Origin of the sequence: Paraburkholderia sp. Clong3 (assembly GCF_050436485.1) — a bacterium.
In the GTDB taxonomy this organism is placed as follows: Bacteria; Pseudomonadota; Gammaproteobacteria; order Burkholderiales; family Burkholderiaceae; genus Paraburkholderia; species Paraburkholderia tuberum.
On record NZ_JBNDMH010000002.1, the window covers coordinates 3,338,457 to 3,355,627 of the forward strand.

The 17,171-nt window shown below is 66.4% G+C and carries 18 protein-coding genes; 11 read left to right on the forward strand and 7 right to left on the reverse strand.

Features of this window, described 5'->3' with window-relative positions:
• Positions 1–107: 107 nt before the first annotated feature.
• The 3 genes from pxpA to pxpB are packed head-to-tail and all read right to left on the reverse strand — an operon-like array spanning position 108 to position 2,583.
• Positions 108–860: a 5-oxoprolinase subunit PxpA gene (gene pxpA, locus OKW30_RS19455; RefSeq protein WP_429347399.1), complete on the reverse strand. Its 753-nt coding sequence runs from the start codon at positions 858–860 to the stop codon at positions 108–110.
• 20 nt (positions 861–880) lie between these two features.
• Positions 881–1,933, reverse strand: a complete 1,053-nt coding sequence (locus OKW30_RS19460) for a biotin-dependent carboxyltransferase family protein (protein ID WP_090802578.1) — start codon at positions 1,931–1,933, stop codon at positions 881–883.
• Positions 1,930–2,583 carry a 5-oxoprolinase subunit PxpB gene (pxpB, locus tag OKW30_RS19465; RefSeq protein WP_184073560.1) on the reverse strand — a complete coding sequence of 218 codons (654 nt, stop codon included), beginning with the start codon at positions 2,581–2,583 and terminating at the stop codon, positions 1,930–1,932. Before pxpB ends, OKW30_RS19460 begins: the two co-directional genes overlap by 4 nt.
• Before the next feature lie 210 nt (positions 2,584–2,793).
• Here pxpB and OKW30_RS19470 point away from each other — a divergent pair, with 210 nt between their 5' ends.
• Complete coding sequence (locus OKW30_RS19470) at positions 2,794–3,306, forward strand: winged helix DNA-binding protein (RefSeq protein ID WP_184073558.1); 513 nt, start codon at positions 2,794–2,796, stop codon at positions 3,304–3,306.
• 51 nt (positions 3,307–3,357) lie between these two features.
• Here the strand turns inward: OKW30_RS19470 and OKW30_RS19475 are convergent, their stop codons facing one another.
• The gene (locus OKW30_RS19475; RefSeq protein WP_262421584.1) at positions 3,358–3,900 is read right to left on the reverse strand and encodes a 5-formyltetrahydrofolate cyclo-ligase; all 543 of its coding nucleotides are present in this window, start codon (positions 3,898–3,900) and stop codon (positions 3,358–3,360) included.
• 77 nt (positions 3,901–3,977) lie between these two features.
• On the opposite strand from OKW30_RS19475, the gene OKW30_RS19480 reads away from it, so the two are divergent.
• The 4 genes from OKW30_RS19480 to OKW30_RS19495 all read left to right on the forward strand — a co-directional run bounded on the left by OKW30_RS19480 (position 3,978) and on the right by OKW30_RS19495 (position 8,891).
• Positions 3,978–5,945: a transglycosylase SLT domain-containing protein gene (locus tag OKW30_RS19480; RefSeq protein WP_429347400.1), complete on the forward strand. Its 1,968-nt coding sequence runs from the start codon at positions 3,978–3,980 to the stop codon at positions 5,943–5,945.
• 82 nt (positions 5,946–6,027) lie between these two features.
• Entirely contained in the window at positions 6,028–6,981 is a 954-nt protein-coding gene (locus tag OKW30_RS19485; RefSeq protein ID WP_429347401.1) for a complex I NDUFA9 subunit family protein, read from the forward strand.
• Positions 6,982–7,008: 27 nt separating this feature from the next.
• On the forward strand, positions 7,009–7,662 hold the full coding sequence (locus OKW30_RS19490) for a glutathione S-transferase family protein (protein WP_429347402.1): 654 nt from the start codon (positions 7,009–7,011) through the stop codon (positions 7,660–7,662).
• Entirely contained in the window at positions 7,659–8,891 is a 1,233-nt protein-coding gene (locus OKW30_RS19495) for a multifunctional CCA addition/repair protein (RefSeq protein ID WP_429347403.1), read from the forward strand. Before OKW30_RS19490 ends, OKW30_RS19495 begins: the two co-directional genes overlap by 4 nt.
• A 50-nt stretch (positions 8,892–8,941) precedes the next feature.
• Here the strand turns inward: OKW30_RS19495 and OKW30_RS19500 are convergent, their stop codons facing one another.
• Both OKW30_RS19500 and OKW30_RS19505 read right to left on the reverse strand, forming a co-directional pair.
• On the reverse strand, positions 8,942–9,136 hold the full coding sequence (locus OKW30_RS19500) for a DUF2905 domain-containing protein (RefSeq protein ID WP_018418711.1): 195 nt from the start codon (positions 9,134–9,136) through the stop codon (positions 8,942–8,944).
• Between the two features lie 31 nt (positions 9,137–9,167).
• Positions 9,168–10,370, reverse strand: a complete 1,203-nt coding sequence (locus tag OKW30_RS19505; protein ID WP_090805533.1) for a class I SAM-dependent methyltransferase — start codon at positions 10,368–10,370, stop codon at positions 9,168–9,170.
• A gap of 13 nt (positions 10,371–10,383) precedes the next feature.
• Here OKW30_RS19505 and OKW30_RS19510 point away from each other — a divergent pair, with 13 nt between their 5' ends.
• The 6 genes from OKW30_RS19510 to OKW30_RS19535 all read left to right on the forward strand — a co-directional run bounded on the left by OKW30_RS19510 (position 10,384) and on the right by OKW30_RS19535 (position 16,845).
• Complete coding sequence (locus OKW30_RS19510; RefSeq protein WP_184065800.1) at positions 10,384–11,211, forward strand: SDR family oxidoreductase; 828 nt, start codon at positions 10,384–10,386, stop codon at positions 11,209–11,211.
• A 91-nt stretch (positions 11,212–11,302) separates the two neighbouring features.
• Positions 11,303–11,698 carry a dihydroneopterin aldolase gene (locus OKW30_RS19515; protein ID WP_090802589.1) on the forward strand — a complete coding sequence of 132 codons (396 nt, stop codon included), beginning with the start codon at positions 11,303–11,305 and terminating at the stop codon, positions 11,696–11,698.
• Positions 11,699–11,701: 3 nt separating this feature from the next.
• Positions 11,702–12,703, forward strand: a complete 1,002-nt coding sequence (gene ttcA, locus OKW30_RS19520) for a tRNA 2-thiocytidine(32) synthetase TtcA (RefSeq protein WP_429347404.1) — start codon at positions 11,702–11,704, stop codon at positions 12,701–12,703.
• Positions 12,704–12,844: 141 nt separating this feature from the next.
• Complete coding sequence (gene glmU / locus OKW30_RS19525; protein ID WP_429347405.1) at positions 12,845–14,206, forward strand: bifunctional UDP-N-acetylglucosamine diphosphorylase/glucosamine-1-phosphate N-acetyltransferase GlmU; 1,362 nt, start codon at positions 12,845–12,847, stop codon at positions 14,204–14,206.
• A gap of 59 nt (positions 14,207–14,265) precedes the next feature.
• Positions 14,266–16,083 (forward strand): glutamine--fructose-6-phosphate transaminase (isomerizing), encoded by a 1,818-nt coding sequence (glmS, locus tag OKW30_RS19530; RefSeq protein ID WP_429347406.1) that lies wholly within the window; start codon positions 14,266–14,268, stop codon positions 16,081–16,083.
• Positions 16,084–16,245: 162 nt separating this feature from the next.
• Positions 16,246–16,845: a rhomboid family intramembrane serine protease gene (locus OKW30_RS19535; RefSeq protein ID WP_429347407.1), complete on the forward strand. Its 600-nt coding sequence runs from the start codon at positions 16,246–16,248 to the stop codon at positions 16,843–16,845.
• Between the two features lie 51 nt (positions 16,846–16,896).
• Here the strand turns inward: OKW30_RS19535 and OKW30_RS19540 are convergent, their stop codons facing one another.
• The gene (locus OKW30_RS19540; RefSeq protein WP_184035068.1) at positions 16,897–17,157 is read right to left on the reverse strand and encodes a DUF6723 family protein; all 261 of its coding nucleotides are present in this window, start codon (positions 17,155–17,157) and stop codon (positions 16,897–16,899) included.
• Positions 17,158–17,171: the final 14 nt, after the last annotated feature.

Here is a 17,171-nt window from a genome sequence, read left to right on the forward strand (position 1 = left end):
TTGATGCCGCGGCTGGCAATCGCCCCGCATGGGTGCGGGGCGCTGGATCGGTCACGCGCGCCGGATCGGAGCGACGCGCGCAGTGGCTAGGACGGTGATGCGAACGCTCAGACGCGCGCGGCGGCCGCCGCATGCACTTCGATGCCAGCCTCGGCGAGCGCGCCGCGAATGCGTCGCGCGAACGCCAGCGCATGCGGGCCGTCGCCGTGCAGGCAGATGGTCTGCGCGTTCAACGGCACCCACTGTCCATCGACGGCTTTCACGCGCTGCTCGCGGATCATCACGAGCGTGCGCGCGAGCACTTCGTCCTCGTCGTCGAGCAGCGCGCCCGGCTCCTTGCGCGGCACGAGCGAGCCGTCGGCGCGATAGCCGCGGTCGGCGAACACCTCCTCGATCGCGGTCAGGCCCGCGTTGCGCGCGGCGCTCACGAGCCCGCTGTTGGCGAGCGCGAACACCGCCACGGACGGATCGAAATCGTGCACCGCGGAGACGATCGCGTCAGCGATCTTCGCCTCGCGTGCGGCCTGGTTGTACAGTGCGCCGTGCGGCTTCACGTGCGCGATGCGCCCGCCCTCGGCCTGCGCGATCGCCGACAGCGCGCCGAGCTGATACAGCACGCCCGCGTAGATCTCGCCCGCCGGCAGATCCATTTCCTTGCGGCCGAAATTCTCGGGATCGTTGAAGCTCGGATGCGCGCCGATCGACACGCCTTTCTGCACGGCCCAGCGCACGCAGTCGCGCATCGCGTTGGGGCTGCCCGCATGCCAGCCGCATGCGATGTTGGCCGAGCTCACGAGGTCGAGCAGCGCCTCGTCGGAGCCGCAGCCTTCGCCGAGATCGGCGTTCAGATCGATTTCCATGGGGATTCCTTTACTTAGTGTCACAGCGCCGCGAGCGCCACCCGGCGCGCGCAACGCTCTTCATGCATCGCGATCGCGGCATCGATCTGCCGCAGATACGTGCGTTCTTCCAGCAAAGCCTGGCGCGCTTCGTAGGGCGTCGTCGGGATGAAACGGACAGCACCGTTCAGGCGCACCTGCGCGAGCTTCCACAGATCGGCCTGAATCACCGCGCCGATCTTCGGATAGCCGCCGGTGGTCTGCGCGTCGCTCATCAGCACGATCGGCTGACCGTTCGGGGGCACCTGGATCGTGCCGGGCAGCACCGCGTGCGACAGCAGGTCAGTCTTGTGCGTGCGCTTCAGCTCGGTGCCGGCAAGGCGATAGCCCATGCGGTTGCTGTTCGGCGTCACGAGCCACTCGTCGGACCAGAACGACTGCTGTGCATCCGCGGTGAAGCTGTCGTATTCGGGGCCGCGCAGCACGCGGATCGGTATGGCCCACGGCACGCCCGACGGATGACGACCGCGCCGCAGCGGCTCGTTGACCAGCACGAACTTGCACCACGCGGGCGCCTTCACGCCGAACTCGGGCGCCTCGGGCGTGAAGCCGAGGTGGCCGCGCTGCTGCGGCGCGCCGACCGGCAGACGGTCGCCGTCGTTGAGCGCGCGGCCGCCGAGTCCGCCGAAATGGCCGGCAAGGTCGGTGCTGCGCGAGCCGAGCATCGGCAGCACGTCGATGCCGCCCGCCACGCAGACATAGCCGCGCATGCCGCGCTTCGCCGCGTGCAGCACGAGCTCCTGGCCGGCCTGCACGGGCAGACTCCAAAACGAATAGACGGGTTTGCCGTCGAGCGTCGCGCCGAACTCGGTGCCGGTGATCGCGACGCGCGTCGCGCGCAAAAAGCGCAGCGCGGTCGGGCCGAAGGTGATTTCGAGGCCGGCCGCGTCGGGGCGGTTGCCGACCAGCCGGTTGCCGACTTCGAGCGACAGCCGGTCGAGCGCCCCCCCCATCGCGACGCCGAGATGCCGATAGCCGTGGCGGCCGAGGTCCTGGATCGTGGTCTGGAGACCCGCGCGGATCACGTCGATCATGCGTGCATCCCCGCGATCGTGAAGCGCACCCGGTCGCCGGGCTGCAGCAGCGTGGGCGGACGGCGCGCCGGATCGAACAGCGGCACCTCGGTGCGGCCGATCAGCTGCCAGCCGCCCGGCGACACCGCCGGATAGATGCCAGTCTGCTCGCCGCCGATGCCGACCGAGCCCGCCGGCACCTCGAGCCGCGGCGACGCGCGGCGCGGCGTGTGCAGCGCGGCGTCGAGCCCACCCATATAGGCGAAGCCGGGCTGGAAGCCGAGAAAGAACACCACGTAGACGCCGCCCGCATGACGTTCGACGACCTCGCGCGCGCTCAAGCCCGTATGTTCGGCGACCGCCCGCAGATCGGGGCCGAATGCGCCGCCGTACTGCACTGCAATCTCGACGTCGCGCCCGGGCGCGACGGCTTTGGCCGCTGCGTTCCAGGCCGTCAGCAACTGCTCGCCGAGCGCGTCGGCGTCGGTCGAGAGCGGGTCGAACACGAGCGTCAGATTGTTCATGCCGGGCACGACTTCGAGCACCTGCGGCCAGTCGCGCGCGGCTTCGGCCGCAGCCCACACGCGCTGCTGGCACTCCAGCGTGGCGGGCGGCGGCGCTTCGCAGACGAGCGCGGCATCGCCGAGGGGAAAAATTCGTGGTTGGCTCATGACTGGGCGGCCCGGATCGAGTCGGAGGATGAGGCGGACAGCGCGGTGCGTTGGCGCATGCCCGGCGCGAAGTCGGCGACGTTTGGAGCGTACATTATCAATAAAATATCGACGATTTACCAATAAGCGTTTTTGCCAGGCTCGTCGGTGGCGAGCATCGTCGTACACTTGCGACACTTTTTCAGCCCATTTTCGTCACGGGAACCTCGTATGACGCGTCATCCCACCAAGATCGTTTCGTCGGAACATCTCGTCTCCGAGAACAGCGCGGAACTCTCGGAACTCGAATACGCGCTGATCATGGCGGGCAATGCGTTCAACCGCTGGATGGTGCGCTGCATGTCGGCGGCCGGCGACAAGGACATGACCGCGATCGAGGTGTCGCTGCTGCACCACGTGAGCCATCGCGAACGCCGCAAGAAGCTCGCGGACATCTGCTTCGTGCTGAACATCGAGGACACGCACGTCGCGACGTACGCGTTGAAAAAGCTCGTAGCTAGAGGGTACGTAAAAAGCGAAAAGACCGGCAAGGAAGTGTTCTTTTCCGCAACCGACGCGGGCCGCGAACTATGCCTGAAGTATCGCGAGGTGCGCGAAAACTGCCTGATCTCGACGCTCAAGGAAAGCGGCCTGACCAACCAGCAGATCGGCGAGGCCGCGCAGTTGATGCGCAATGCGTCGGGCCTGTACGACACGGCGGCGCGCGCGGCGGCTTCGCTGTAACGACGAAACACCGCGCAAGCGCCGGCGCGTCACACGCCGCGCATCGCGCGTTCAGCCCGGCAGCGCCGGATGAAACCCTGCCTCTGTGACGATCAGATCGAGCGGAATGTCATGCGCCTCGCGTTCCAGCGTGTCGGTGCGGCACGCTTCGTAGGCGATGCCGACCGTGATCGGCTTGTGCGCCGCCGGCCAGCCGGCCAGCGTGCGGTCGTAATAGCCGCCGCCGTAGCCGAGGCGGTAGCCGTCCGAGTCGAAACCCACGCAGGGCACGAACAGCAGCTCGGGCAGCACCACGCGCCCCGAGGTGGGCTCGGCAATCTTGTGATGGCCGGTTTTCATCGGCGTCGCGGGCGTCCAGGCATGGAATTCGAGCGCCATGCCACGTTCTTTAATGATTGGCAGACTGGCTTCGTGGTGCGAGTCCGCGGCAAGCCAGATCGAAATCGCCCCGCGCGCGTCGAACTCGCCGGCAAGCGGCCAGTAGAATCCCGCGCTGCGTACCGCGTAGTGCTTCAGCGCGTCGAGCATCCGACGCCCGAGCGCGGCATTCTTCGCCGGCTCGCAAGCCGCTTGTATACGGCTTTCCAGCAACATCCGGCGCAGCGCCTTTTTCGTTGCCGGGACAGGGTTGCATGCTATGCTTGGGTCCAATTCGCGCTCCAGAAACAACGATGTCAAAACGCCTTTTTCGAGTATATCGCGCGGCCAGTATCGCGCTTGCCGCAGCGGCACTCGTGGCCTGCAGCACTGCCTCGGCCGTCAAGCCCCTTCCGATCTCGCAACTCACGAACGACGACCAGATTTTCGTCCAGCTTCGCGAAGCCGCGCGTACTAACGACGCGGCGCGCGCAGCCCAGCTCGCGAGCATGATCCCGAATTATCCGGCGCCCTCGTATCTGGAGTACTTCCAGATCAAGCCGCAGCTGTTCGATTCGACCGGCCATGCGCGCATCGACGCGCCGGACGCGCCCGTGCTCGCGTTCCTGCAGAAGTACGACGGCCAGGCGATCGCCGATCGCATGCGCAACGACTACCTGACGGTGCTCGGCACGCGTCACGACTGGAGCAACTTCGACCAGCAGTACGCGAAGTTCGTGCTCGACGACGACACTCAGGTCAAGTGCTACGCGCTCGAATCGCGCGCGTCGCGCGGCGAGAACGTCGCGGACGCGGCGCGCGCGCTGCTCGTCGAGCCGAAGTGGTACGGCGACGGCTGCGTCGATCTGATCACGGTGCTCGGCGTGAACCACCAGTTCAGCGCCGACGACATCTGGGCGCAAATTCGTCTCGCGTACGAGCAGAACTACACGAGCACCGGCAGCAAGCTCGTCGACGCGCTCGGCGACCAGCCGCCCGACCCGGTGCTGTTCAGCCAGGCGACCAATACGCCGCCGCTATTGCTCGCGCGCGGCGTCGGACCGGATGCGCAATCGCACCAGCTGGCGCTGCTCGCCATCACGCGCATGGCGCGCAACGATCCGGCCATGGCCGCGGCCACGTTCGCGTCGGTCGCGCCGTCGCTGAATTCGCCGGAACGCGCGATCGGCTGGGGCACGATCGGCTATCAGGGCGCGCTCAAGCAGATGCCTGGCGCGGTCGACTGGTTCCGGCTGTCGGCCAACGCGCCGCTGTCGAATCCCGCGTATGAATGGCGCACACGCAGCGCGCTGCTCGCAGGCGACTGGAACATGGTGCGCTGGTCGATCGAGCAGATGCCCGAGTCGCTGCGCAAGCAATCGTCGTGGGTGTACTGGCACGCGCGCGCGCTGAAGCAGGCCGGCGACACGGCCACGGCCAGTCAGGAATTCCAGTCGATCGCGTCGAACTTCAACTTCTACGGCCAGCTCGCGCTCGAAGAGCTCGGCCAGAAGATCACCGTGCCGCCGAAAACCACCGTGACCGACGCAGAAGTGCAGCAAGCCGGCACCACGCCGGGCTTCGATCTCGCGCAGCGCTTCTATGGGCTGAATCTGCGGCTCGAAGGCAATCGCGAGTGGAACTGGCCGTTGCGCAACATGTCCGACCGGCAACTGCTCGCCGCCGCCGAGTACGCGCGCCGCATCGAGCTGTACGACCGCACCGTCAACACCGCGGACCGCACGAAGAGCGAGCACGATTTTTCGCTGCGCTATCTATCGCCGTTCCGCAACATCGTCGAGCAGGACGCGCAGTCGAGCGGGCTCGACGTCGAGTGGGCGTACGGGCTGATTCGCCAGGAGTCGCGCTTCATCATCAACGCGCGCTCTGGCGTCGGCGCGGGCGGACTGATGCAGCTGATGCCCGCCACCGCGCAACTGGTCGCGAAGAAGATCGGTCTGGGACCGGTGTCGCGCGAGCAGATGAACGACATCGACACCAACATCCTGCTCGGCACGAACTACCTGGCGATGATCTACAATCAGTTCGACGGGTCCGCCGTGCTGGCCACCGCTGGCTACAACGCAGGTCCGGGCCGTCCGCGCAACTGGCGGCAGTCGCTGCAGCGCCCGGTCGAAGGCGCGGTCTTCGCCGAGGCGATTCCGTTTCAGGAAACTCGCGACTACGTGAAAAATGTGTTGTCCAACACGGTCTACTACGCGGCATTGTTCGAAGGCCGTCCGCAATCGCTGAAGGCGCGCCTGGGTTACATCGCACCGTAAGCGCCTTGGCGCCGCAATCTCGCTTCGAGGTTGCGGCGCGCTTCGCCAGCCGTTGCCGCGGCTTCCATCAGGGAGTCGAAAAATGCGACATCAAGCCATCGCGGTCATCGGCGGTTCAGGGTTCATCGGCAGCTACCTCGTCAACGCGCTCGTCGAGATGGGCAAGGACGTGCGCGTCGCCACACGGCGACGCTACAACGCGCGACATCTGACCATGCTGCCGATCGACGTGCTCGAAACCGACGTGTTCGATCAGGTGCAACTCGCGCGCTTCGTCGAGGGCGCGGATTGCGTAATCAATCTCGTCGGTATCCTGAACGGCAAACGCGGCAAGCCCTATGGGCGGGAGTTCGCGCATGCGCACGTCGAGCTGCCGACGCGCATCGTCGCCGCCTGCGAAGGCAAGGGCGTGCATCGGCTGATTCATCTGAGCGCGCTAGGCGCCAATCCGAACGGCCCGAGCATGTATTCGCGCTCGAAGGCCGACGGCGAGAAGGCCGTGCATGCGGCCAACGTCGCGTGGACGATCTTCCGGCCGTCCGTCGTGTTCGGACCCGAGGACGCGTTTCTGAACAAGTTCGCGTTCCTGCAGCGCGTGTTTCCGGCCATTCCGCTCGCGATGCCGGACGCGCAGTTCCAACCGGTCTATGTCGGCGACGTCGCGAAGGCGATCGTCAACGTGCTCGATCTCGATGGCGCGAGCGGCCGCACCTACGAGCTTGGCGGCCCGACCGTCTACACGCTCGAAGACCTGGTTTCGTACTGCGGCGACGTAATCGGCAAGCATGCGCGCATCATCCGTCTGCCCGAGCCGCTCGCGCGCCTGCAGGCGTTGAGCTTCGAATTGGCGCCGGGCGAACCGGTGATTTCGCGCGACAATCTCGATTCGATGAAGGTCGCCAACATTCTGAGCGGGCCGCTCGCGCCCGAGCTCGGACTCGAACCGGTCAGCATCGAAGCGATCGTGCCGACGTACCTGAGCGGTGCTGCCTCGGGTTCGCGACTCGACACGTTCCGCGCCAACGCCGGGCGCTGAAGCCTTTCCCTCTACCTGATAACAAGTATGAAACTGCTGATTGGTGACAAGAACTATTCGTCGTGGTCGATGCGTCCGTGGCTGCTGCTCACGCACTTCGGCATTCCGTTCGACGAGGAACTGATCCTGCTGGACGAAGCGGACACGAATGCGAAGATCCGCGCTCAGGCGCCGCGTGGACCGGGCAAGGTGCCGTGCCTGATCGACGACGCCGGGCAGGCCGTGTGGGATTCGCTGGCGATCGCCGAAACGCTCGCCGAGCGCTTCCCGCAACACGCGCTGTGGCCGCGAGACGCGGCGGCGCGCGCGCATGCGCGCAGCGTCAGCGCCGAGATGCATTCGGGGTTCGGCGAGTTGCGCTCGAAGATGTGGATGAACATCCGTGCGTCGTTCCCGGGCAAGAACGCGACGCCGGGCGCGCTCGCCGATATCGCGCGGATCGAGACGATCTGGCGCGACTGCCTCGAGACCTACGGCGGTCCGTTCCTGTTCGGCGAATTCGGCATTGCCGACGCGATGTTCGCGCCGGCCGCGATGCGCTTCAACACGTGGAAGCCGGCGTTGTCGGAGACCGCAGCCGCCTATGTCGAGCGGCTCGCCGAGCTGCCCGCTGTCAATGCATGGATCGACGCCTCGCGCCGCGAAACGCACGCGATCGCCTATCAAGACGAATGCCCATGAACATCTATGCAGTAGGTGGCGCGGTCCGCGACGAGCTGCTCGGCGTGCCGGTGCAGGACCGCGACTACGTGGTGGTGGGAGCGACACCCGAGCAGATGGTCGCGCAGGGCTATCGGCCGGTGGGCAAGGACTTTCCGGTATTCCTGCATCCGCAGACGCAGGAGGAGTACGCGCTCGCGCGCACCGAGCGCAAGACGGCGGCCGGCTATCACGGCTTCCAGTTTTTCTATGCGCCCGACGTGACGCTCGAAGAAGACCTCGCGCGCCGCGATCTGACGATCAACGCGATGGCGCGCGAGGTGCGCCCGGACGGCGAGCTGACCGGCCCGGTCATCGATCCGTTCAACGGCCAGGCTGACTTGCAGGCGCGGCTTTTTCGCCATGTCAGCGCCGCGTTCCTCGAAGATCCGGTGCGGATTCTGCGCATCGCGCGTTTCGCGGCGCGTTTCGTCGATTTCACGGTCGCGCCGGAAACGCTGGCGCTGATGCGCGAGATGGTCGCCGACGGCGAAGCCGATGCGCTGGTGGCCGAGCGCGTGTGGCAGGAGGTGTCGCGCGGGTTGATGGAGAAGAAGCCGTCGCGGATGTTCGGCGTGCTGCGCGACTGCGGCGCGCTCGCGCGGATTCTGCCGGAGATCGACGCGCTGTTCGGCGTGCCGCAGCGCGCCGACTATCACCCCGAGGTCGATACCGGTGTCCACGTGATGATGGTGCTGGACCATGCCGCGCAGCAGGGCTACGCGCTGCCGGTGCGCTTCGCGGCGCTGACGCACGACCTCGGCAAGGCGACCACGCCGGAGGACCTGCTGCCGCGGCACATCGGCCACGAGGGCCGCAGCGTCGATCTGCTGAAGCCGCTGTGCGAGCGGCTGCGCGTGCCGAACGAGTGCCGCGATCTGGCGGTGCTGGTCGCGCGCGAGCACGGCAATATTCATCGCGTGATGGAGATGGGGGCGGCGGCTCTGGTGCGCCTGCTCGAGCGCAGCGACGCGATCAGGAAGCCGGCGCGCTTCGCCGAGGCGCTGCAGGCCTGCGAGTCGGATGCACGCGGGCGGCTCGGCCTCGAGATGAGCGAGTACCCGCAGGCCGAGCGGCTGAGGCTTGCACTGGTGGCCGCGCGAGGCGTGGATGCAGGGGCAGTGGCGCAGCGGCTCGCCGATGCGCCGGCCGGCATCAAGGACGCCGTGCATGAGGAGCGCGTGCGTGCGGTAGAGGCTGCGCTGGCTTGAGGTCGCGCGGGCGTAAAGTAGCGCGCGACGGCGGTAGCGCGCGACGGCGCCTACAACACCCGCGCCAACAGCGACAACAGCATCGACAGCACCAGCGTCGACATGAACGGAAACGGATACTCGCGGCCGAACAGCCGCAAGGTCACGTCGCCGGGCATCCGGCCGATGCCGAGCTTCCTCAGCCACGGCCAGCACGACGACAGCACCGCGACGGCAACGAAGGTCGTCAAAAGCCAGCGAATCATCGCGAGTCCTCGAGCCAGAGCGGATTCACAATCACAGCGTATGCGAACGATCACCGCTCGAAAAGGCGCGCAGCGTATCGTCGAGTCCACGCGAAAACGCGATTACCTTGAAGAGCTCGCCCATCTCCGCCTCGGACAGCAGCTTCTGTACCGCGTTGGCGGCGGGAAGAAAGCGCGCGGCGTCGGCGGGATCGATTTCGCCGAGCACCTCGGTGACGCCCGCGTTCAGCAGAAAGCGCGCTTGCGATGTGAAGCCGAGCAGGTCCGCGCCGGTCTCGACGCCCGCCTCGGCGATGCCGGTGAATTCGACGTGCGCGGTGATGTCCTGCAGACCGGGGTACAGGAACGGGTCGCCGTGCGCGCGGTGCCGGTAGTGGCACATCAGCGTGCCCTGCGCGCGCTGGTCGTGGTAGTACTCGTGGCGCGGAAAACCGTAGTCGATCAGCAAGATCGCGCCGCGCGCTAGCATCGTGCAGATGGTGCGCGTGAAGGCGCGCGCGGCTTCGTGCGTTTCTGTCACGTAGTCGTCGCCGGCCGGTTCGCGGGTCGCATCGATTTCGGTCAGCAGCGCGAGGTCCGCGGCGGCCGCGACGGGCCGGTCGTCGAACGCGAAGGCGCCGTCGCGCCACACCACGCCGCGCTCGCGCCAGACACCGCCGTTTTGCGCGAAGAGCCGCACCGGCATCGCATCGAGCACCTCGTTGCCGATCACCACGCCTTCGAAGCGCTGCGGCAACGCGTCGAGCCAGCGCACTTTCGCGAGCAGCGCGGGCGCGGCCGCCGCGATCGTTTCGCGCTGCCGCTCGCGCAGCTCACCCGATAGATCGATGATCGAATAGCTGTCGAACCCGGCGCCGAGCGTGTCGAGCGCATTGAGCAAGCCCGCGGCGAGCTTGCCGGTGCCGGCGCCGAACTCCATCACATCGCGCGTGCCACTCGCCTCCAACGCTTCGGCGAGCGGGCGCGCGAGCGTCGCGGCGAACAGCGGCGACAATTCCGGCGCGGTGACGAAGTCGCTGCCGTCGTCGGCGCGCAGGCCGAATTTACGCGCACCGCCGCTGTAGTAGCCGAGACCCGGCGCGTACAACGCGCGCTCCATGTAGCGGTCGAACGGCAGCCAGCCGCCGGCCGCGTCGAGCTGCGCGCGGATCTCGGCGACGAGCGCGTCGGACTGCGCGAGCGCGCTCGGGCCGGGAGCAGGTAAACTATCGGGTTGGTGAGCTTTGGGATTCATCCCCGCATTGTAAATGACCGTTTCTCCGGACATCGCTGCCCGCGCGGCTGAACTGCCGCCCGAAACGCCCCGCGTCGTGCTGATTACGGGCGCCGCGCGCCGCATCGGGCGCGCGCTCGCCCTCGGCTTCGCCGCGCGCGGCTGGGACGTGGCCGTGCACTACGGTGCCTCGCGTGAGGACGCCGACGAAGTGGTCGCGCAGATCGTCGCGCTGGGCCGCCGCGCGGTCGCGCTGCACGCCGAGCTCGGCGACGAGGCGCAGGTCGCCCGGCTGCTGCCGGACTGCGCCGCTGCGCTCGGGCGGCCGTCGTGCATCGTGAATAACGCGTCGCGCTTCGAGGAAGACACGGCGCGCGACGTCGGCTACGAGCTGCTGCTGAAGCTGACCGCGATGAACGTCGGCGCGCCGCTCGTGCTCGCGCGCATGCTTTACGACGCGACGCCCGATGCGGCGTTGCGCGACGAAAGCCAGCGCGGCGTCGTCATCAATGTGCTGGATCAGAAGCTGTACAACATGAACCCGGACTATCTGTCGTACACGCTGTCGAAGGCGGCGCTGCAGACCGCGACGGTCGCGCTCGCTCAGGCGCTCGCGCCGAAGCTCCGGGTGGTCGGGCTCGCGCCCGGGCTGACCATGCAATCGGGCGACCAGACCCAGCACGGGTTCGAGGCCGCTCACCGTATGACGCCTCTTGGCCGTGCGTCGCGGCCCGAGGATATCGTCGCCGCCGCGCTGTATCTCGCGGATGCAGCCGGCGTTACCGGAACGACGCTGGTGGTCGACGGCGGGCAGCATCTCGTGCCGCTGCCGCGCGACGTGATGTTTTTGACGGGCGCCTGACCCGCGCGCGTGGCCGGCCTTCGAGGCGGCCATCGCGTGTGGCGAAGCGCCCCTTTGCGTGCCCCGCACGCTTTTTTGGACTGGAACGAACATGTTTGCCGCTCTTTCGCACCCCCGGCTCGCCGATTGCCGCCGGCTTTTTCTGCGCAATTACGAAGTGCACATCAATATCGGCGTGCACGACTTCGAAAAGCGCGGCGAGCAGCGCGTCGTGATCAACGTCGAACTGTTCGTGCCGCTCGCGATGTCCACGCCGGTGCACGACAAGCTCACCGAAGTCGTCGACTACGACTTCATGCGCTCGACGATCGCGAGGCGCGTCTCGCAAGGCCATATTCATCTGCAGGAAACGCTGTGCGACGACCTCGTGCGCGCGATGCTCGAACATCCGCAGGTGCGCGGCGCCCGCGTGTCGACCGAAAAGCCGGACGTGTATCCGGACTGCGATGCGGTCGGCGTCGAAGTCTTCCGCATCAAGGAGGACTGAGCGATGAACGCACCGGAAATCCTGACCGCAGACAACGAAGCCGCTGACGCCACCGCGGCACCGAGCGCCGCCCGCGCCTCGAAATCGCCGCTCACGCGCCGCGAGCAGAAGGAAGCGTACGAGAACAACAAGCTCTTCAAGCGTCTCGCGCGCCAGGTCGGCCAGGCGATCGGCGACTACAACATGATCGAGGACGGCGACAAGGTGATGGTGTGCCTGTCAGGCGGCAAGGACAGTTACGCGATGCTCGAGATCCTGATGCGGCTGCGCGAGCGCGCGCCGATCAATTTCGACATCGTCGCGGTAAACCTCGACCAGAAGCAGCCGGGCTTCCCCGAGCACGTGCTGCCCGAGTATCTGACCCAGCTCGACATCCCGTTTCACATCGAGAATCAGGACACCTACAGCATCGTCAAGCGGCTCGTGCCGGAGGGCAAGACCACCTGTTCGCTGTGCTCGCGGCTGCGGCGCGGCATCCTGTATCGCGTCGCCGGCGAGCTCGGCGCGACCAAGATCGCGCTCGGCCATCATCGCGACGACATCCTGCAAACGCTGCTGCTGAACCTGTTCTATGGCGGCAAGTTGAAGGGCATGCCGCCCAAGCTGCAATCGGACGACGGCAAGAACATCGTGATCCGGCCGCTCGCCTACGTGAAGGAAACCGATCTGGAGAAGTACGCCGAGCTGCGTGAATTCCCGATCATTCCGTGCAATCTGTGCGGTAGCCAACCAAACCTTAAGCGCGCGGAAATGAAGGCGCTGGTCCGCGACTGGGAAAAGCGTTTCCCGGGCCGCATCGAGAACATGTTCAATGCGTTGTCGAACGTGGTGCCGTCGCATCTGATGGATCACCAGCTGTTTGCGTTCGCGGGGCTGCGCGCGAGCGGCGAAGCCGACCCGCAAGGTGACATCGCGTTCGACGAAGAACCATGTTCGAGCGGCGACGAAGGCGCGCCGCTCACCAGTGCGAAGACCATTTCGCTGGTCCAGTTCGACGACCTGTAACGAGCGAAAAGTGCCTGTTCCGGCGGCATTCCGGCGCTTTTCCGCTGGCTTGCAAACCCTGCCGAGGCCGCGTCTGCGGCCTTTTTTGCAGGTGCAGCATGATAGAATCGTCCGCTCCAAACTCGTCTATTTGCCGACGCCATGAACATCGTCATTTTGGCGGCAGGTACCGGCAAGCGCATGCGGTCCGCGCTTCCCAAGGTGCTCCATCCTCTGGCCGGCCGGCCGCTCCTCGCTCATGTCATCGACACCGCCCGCGCGCTGAAGCCCGCCCGCCTGATCGTCGTGATCGGCCACGGCGCCGAAGCCGTGCGCGAAGCCGTCGCGGCGCCCGATATCCAGTTCGCGGTGCAGGAGCAACAGCTCGGCACCGGCCACGCGGTGCAGCAGGCGCTGCCGCTGCTCGATCCATCGTTGCCCACGCTGGTGCTTTATGGCGACGTGCCGCTCACGCGTGCGCAAACGCTGCGCACACTGACCGGGCGTGCCGGCCTGGACGGCTACGGCGTGCTCACCGTCACGCTCGACGACCCGACCGGTTACGGCCGCATCGTGCGCGATCAGCACGGCAGCGTGCAACGCATCGTCGAGCAGAAGGACGCGAGTACCGAGCAGCTGAAGATCGCCGAAATCAACACCGGCATCATCGTCGCGCCGACCGCGCGCCTTGCCGGCTGGCTCGCGGCGCTCAAAAACGACAACGCGCAAGGCGAGTTCTATCTGACCGACGCGGTCGAAATGGCGATCGAAGCCGGCCTCCAAGTCGTCACCACGCAGCCCGACGACGAGTGGGAAACGCTCGGCGTCAACAGCAAGCAGCAGCTCGCCGAGCTCGAGCGGATTCATCAGCGCAATGTCGCCGACGCACTACTCGTCGCGGGCGTGACGCTCGCCGACCCGGCGCGCGTCGACGTGCGCGGCACGCTCGAATGCGGCCGCGACGTGTCGATCGACGTCAACTGCGTGTTCGAAGGCCGTGTGACGCTGGCCGACAACGTCAGCATCGGGCCGAACTGCGTGATTCGCAACGCGAGTATCGGCGCCGGTACGCGCGTCGATGCGTTCACGCACATCGAAGGCGCGGAAGTCGGCGCGAAGGCCGTTGTCGGTCCGTATGCGCGCTTGCGCACAGGCGCGGCGCTGCAAGACGAGTCTCATGTAGGGAACTTCGTCGAGATCAAGAACGCGGTGCTCGGTCATGGCTCGAAGGCCAACCACCTCACCTACATCGGCGATGCGGATGTCGGCGCGCGCGTGAATATCGGCGCGGGCACGATCACCTGCAACTACGACGGCGCCAACAAATTCCGCACCGTGATCGAGGACGACGTGTTCGTCGGCTCGGACACGCAACTGGTCGCACCGGTGCGCGTGCAGCGCGGCGCGACGATCGCGGCCGGTACCACGGTGTGGAAGGACGTCGCCGCCGACGCGCTGGTGTTGAACGATAAAACCCAGACGAGCAAGACGGGCTATGTGCGCCCTGTCAAAAAGAAAAGCTGATCGATACGGCGTGCCCACGAGGCGCGCTCACTGAATCCGGCACTGAAAAGGAATACACCATGTGCGGCATTGTCGGCGCGGTTGCGCAACGTAATATCGTTCCCGTCCTGGTCGAAGGACTGCGGCGCCTCGAATATCGCGGCTACGATTCGTGCGGCGTCGCCGTGCTCGGCGCTCGCGGGCCGAGCCGCGCGCGCAGCGTCGCGCGCGTGGCCGACCTCGAAGGCCAGGTGCGCGACGGTCACCTCGAAGGCGTGACGGGCATCGCGCATACACGCTGGGCCACGCATGGCGCACCGGTCACCGACAACGCGCACCCGATCTTCTCGCGGGATGCGCTGGCGTTGGTACACAACGGCATCATCGAAAACTACGAGACCTTGCGCGAAATGCTGCGCGGCAAGGGTTACGAGTTCGTCTCGCAGACCGACACCGAGGTTATCGCGCACCTGGTCCATAGCCTGTATCGCGGCGACCTGTTCGCTGCGGTGCGCGAGGCGATCGCGCAACTGCACGGCGCGTATGCGATCGCGGTGCTGCACAAGGATCAGCCGCATACGGTGGTCGGCGCGCGTCAGGGCTCGCCGCTCGTGGTCGGGCTCGGGGACGGCGAAAACTTCCTCGCATCGGACGCGCTCGCGCTCGCAGGCAGCACCGAGCGCTTCATCTTCCTCGAGGAAGGCGACGTCTGCGAACTGTCGCTCGATGGCGTGCGCATCGCCGATCGCCAGGGCGAGGCCGCGCAACGCGAGGTGCGCCAGGTCGCGGCCTATGGCGGCGCGGTCGAACTCGGCCCGTATCGCCACTTCATGCAGAAGGAAATCTTCGAGCAGCCGCGCGCGATCACCGACACGATTCCGCAGGCCGACGCGTTCGATGCGTCGATCTTCGGCGAAGACGCGCGCCAGGTGTTCGCGGACATCGACAGCCTGCTGATTCTCGCGTGCGGCACCAGCTACTATTCGGGGCTCACCGCCAAGTACTGGCTCGAATCGCTCGCGAAGATTCCGACTCAGGTCGAGATCGCGAGCGAGTATCGCTATCGCGAGTCGGTGCCGAATCCGAAGTCGCTGGTGGTGGTGATTTCGCAGTCGGGCGAAACCGCCGACACGCTCGCGGCGCTCAAGCACGCGCAGGAGCTCGGCCACAAGCACACGCTCGCGATCTGCAACGTCGGCACGAGCGCGATGGTGCGGCAGACCGAGTTGTCGTTCCTCACGCACGCGGGCCGCGAGATCGGCGTCGCGTCGACCAAGGCATTCACGACGCAGCTGGTTGCGCTGTTCACGCTGGCGGCAACGCTCGCGAAGCTGCGCGGACGTTTGAACGACGACCAGGAAGCGAGTTATCTGAAGCAGTTGCGCCACCTGCCGGCGGCGCTCAACAGCGTGCTCGCGCTGGAGCCGCAGATCATCGCGTGGTCGGAGGAGTTTTCGCGCAAGGAACACGCGTTGTTCCTCGGACGCGGCATGCACTATCCGATCGCGCTCGAAGGCGCGCTGAAGCTCAAGGAGATTTCGTATATCCACGCCGAGGCGTATCCGGCTGGCGAGCTGAAGCACGGGCCGCTGGCGCTCGTGACCGAAGCGATGCCGGTGGTGACGGTCGCGCCGAACGACGCGCTGCTCGAAAAGCTGAAGTCGAACATCCAGGAAGTGCGCGCGCGCGGCGGCGAGCTTTATGTGTTCGCCGATGCCGATACGAAGATCGTCAACGGCGAAGGGCTGCATGTGATCCGGATGCCAGAGCACTATGGCTTGCTGTCGCCGATCCTGCACGTCGTGCCGCTGCAGTTGCTCGCGTATCACACCGCTTGTGCGCGTGGCACGGATGTGGATAAGCCGCGGAACCTGGCGAAGTCGGTGACGGTGGAGTGACGAAGACGTAGCGGCAAACCGGGCCGCAAGCTCACGCATTCCGCCGCGCCGCCATGCGGTCCGGCGGACGAAACACCATCGGCATCTGTCTTTCCACGATGCCTCGACGTGACGACGCCACATCGACTACCCTCTGTCGACATCCCACGTGGCCTCGTCATCATGAAGACCTCATCTCCCAACACGCTAACCGAAAAGCTGAAGTCACGCGTCGTGCTAATCGCGCTGTTCGTCGGTTCGATGTGGGCGGTGTTCTTTCTGTCGGTTGCGTTGCCGTTCCTGCATCTGAGCGAACACGGCGTCGTGCCGCGGTCGCTCGACGGCTTGCAGGGCATCCTGTTCGCACCGTGGCTGCATGCGAGCGTCGGACACATCGCCGCCAACACGAGCGGGCTCGTCGTACTCGGCTGGCTGTGTACGTGGCCGAACATCGCCGGCTTCTGGCGCGCGACCATCGGCGCGATGCTCGGCGCCGGTCTTTGCGCGTGGCTATTCGGCGCGTCGTATTCGGTGCATATCGGCGCGAGTGGGCTGGTGTTCGGCTATGCGGGCTACCTGGTCGCCCGCGGCTACTACACGCGCAATCTCGTGTCGATCCTCGTGGCCCTGGTCGTCGTCAGCAGCTACGGTCTGAGCCTGCTGTTCGGCGTACTGCCGATCTATCCGGATGTGTCGTGGCAGAGCCATGTCGGCGGCGTGCTCGGTGGGGTGCTCGCCGCGCGTGCGGGGGCCGGCGCGGCAATCCGGGTACGCGTGCGTTGACCCACCCGCATTTTTTCGCGTATCGGCATATCGCCGGGTGATCGGCGAAACCTACAACTCCGGCCGCGCCAGATCGCTCGCGACGATGTGTTCGCCATACACCTGCGCGGCCGCGAGCGCTTCGAGTCGGCTCGCGTGTGGGCCCAGTTCGGGCGCGCCATCGAATGGAAACAGCACGCGGCCGTCGGTCGTGCGCAGCACCTTCAACACGCCGAAGAAGCGCCGGTAGCCGGCCATTTTCGCGCTCGCCGAAATCTCGAAGTCGTCCTCCGACGTGCCGGGGACGCTGGGAATAAACGCGGTCTTGCTCATAGCTGAAAACATCG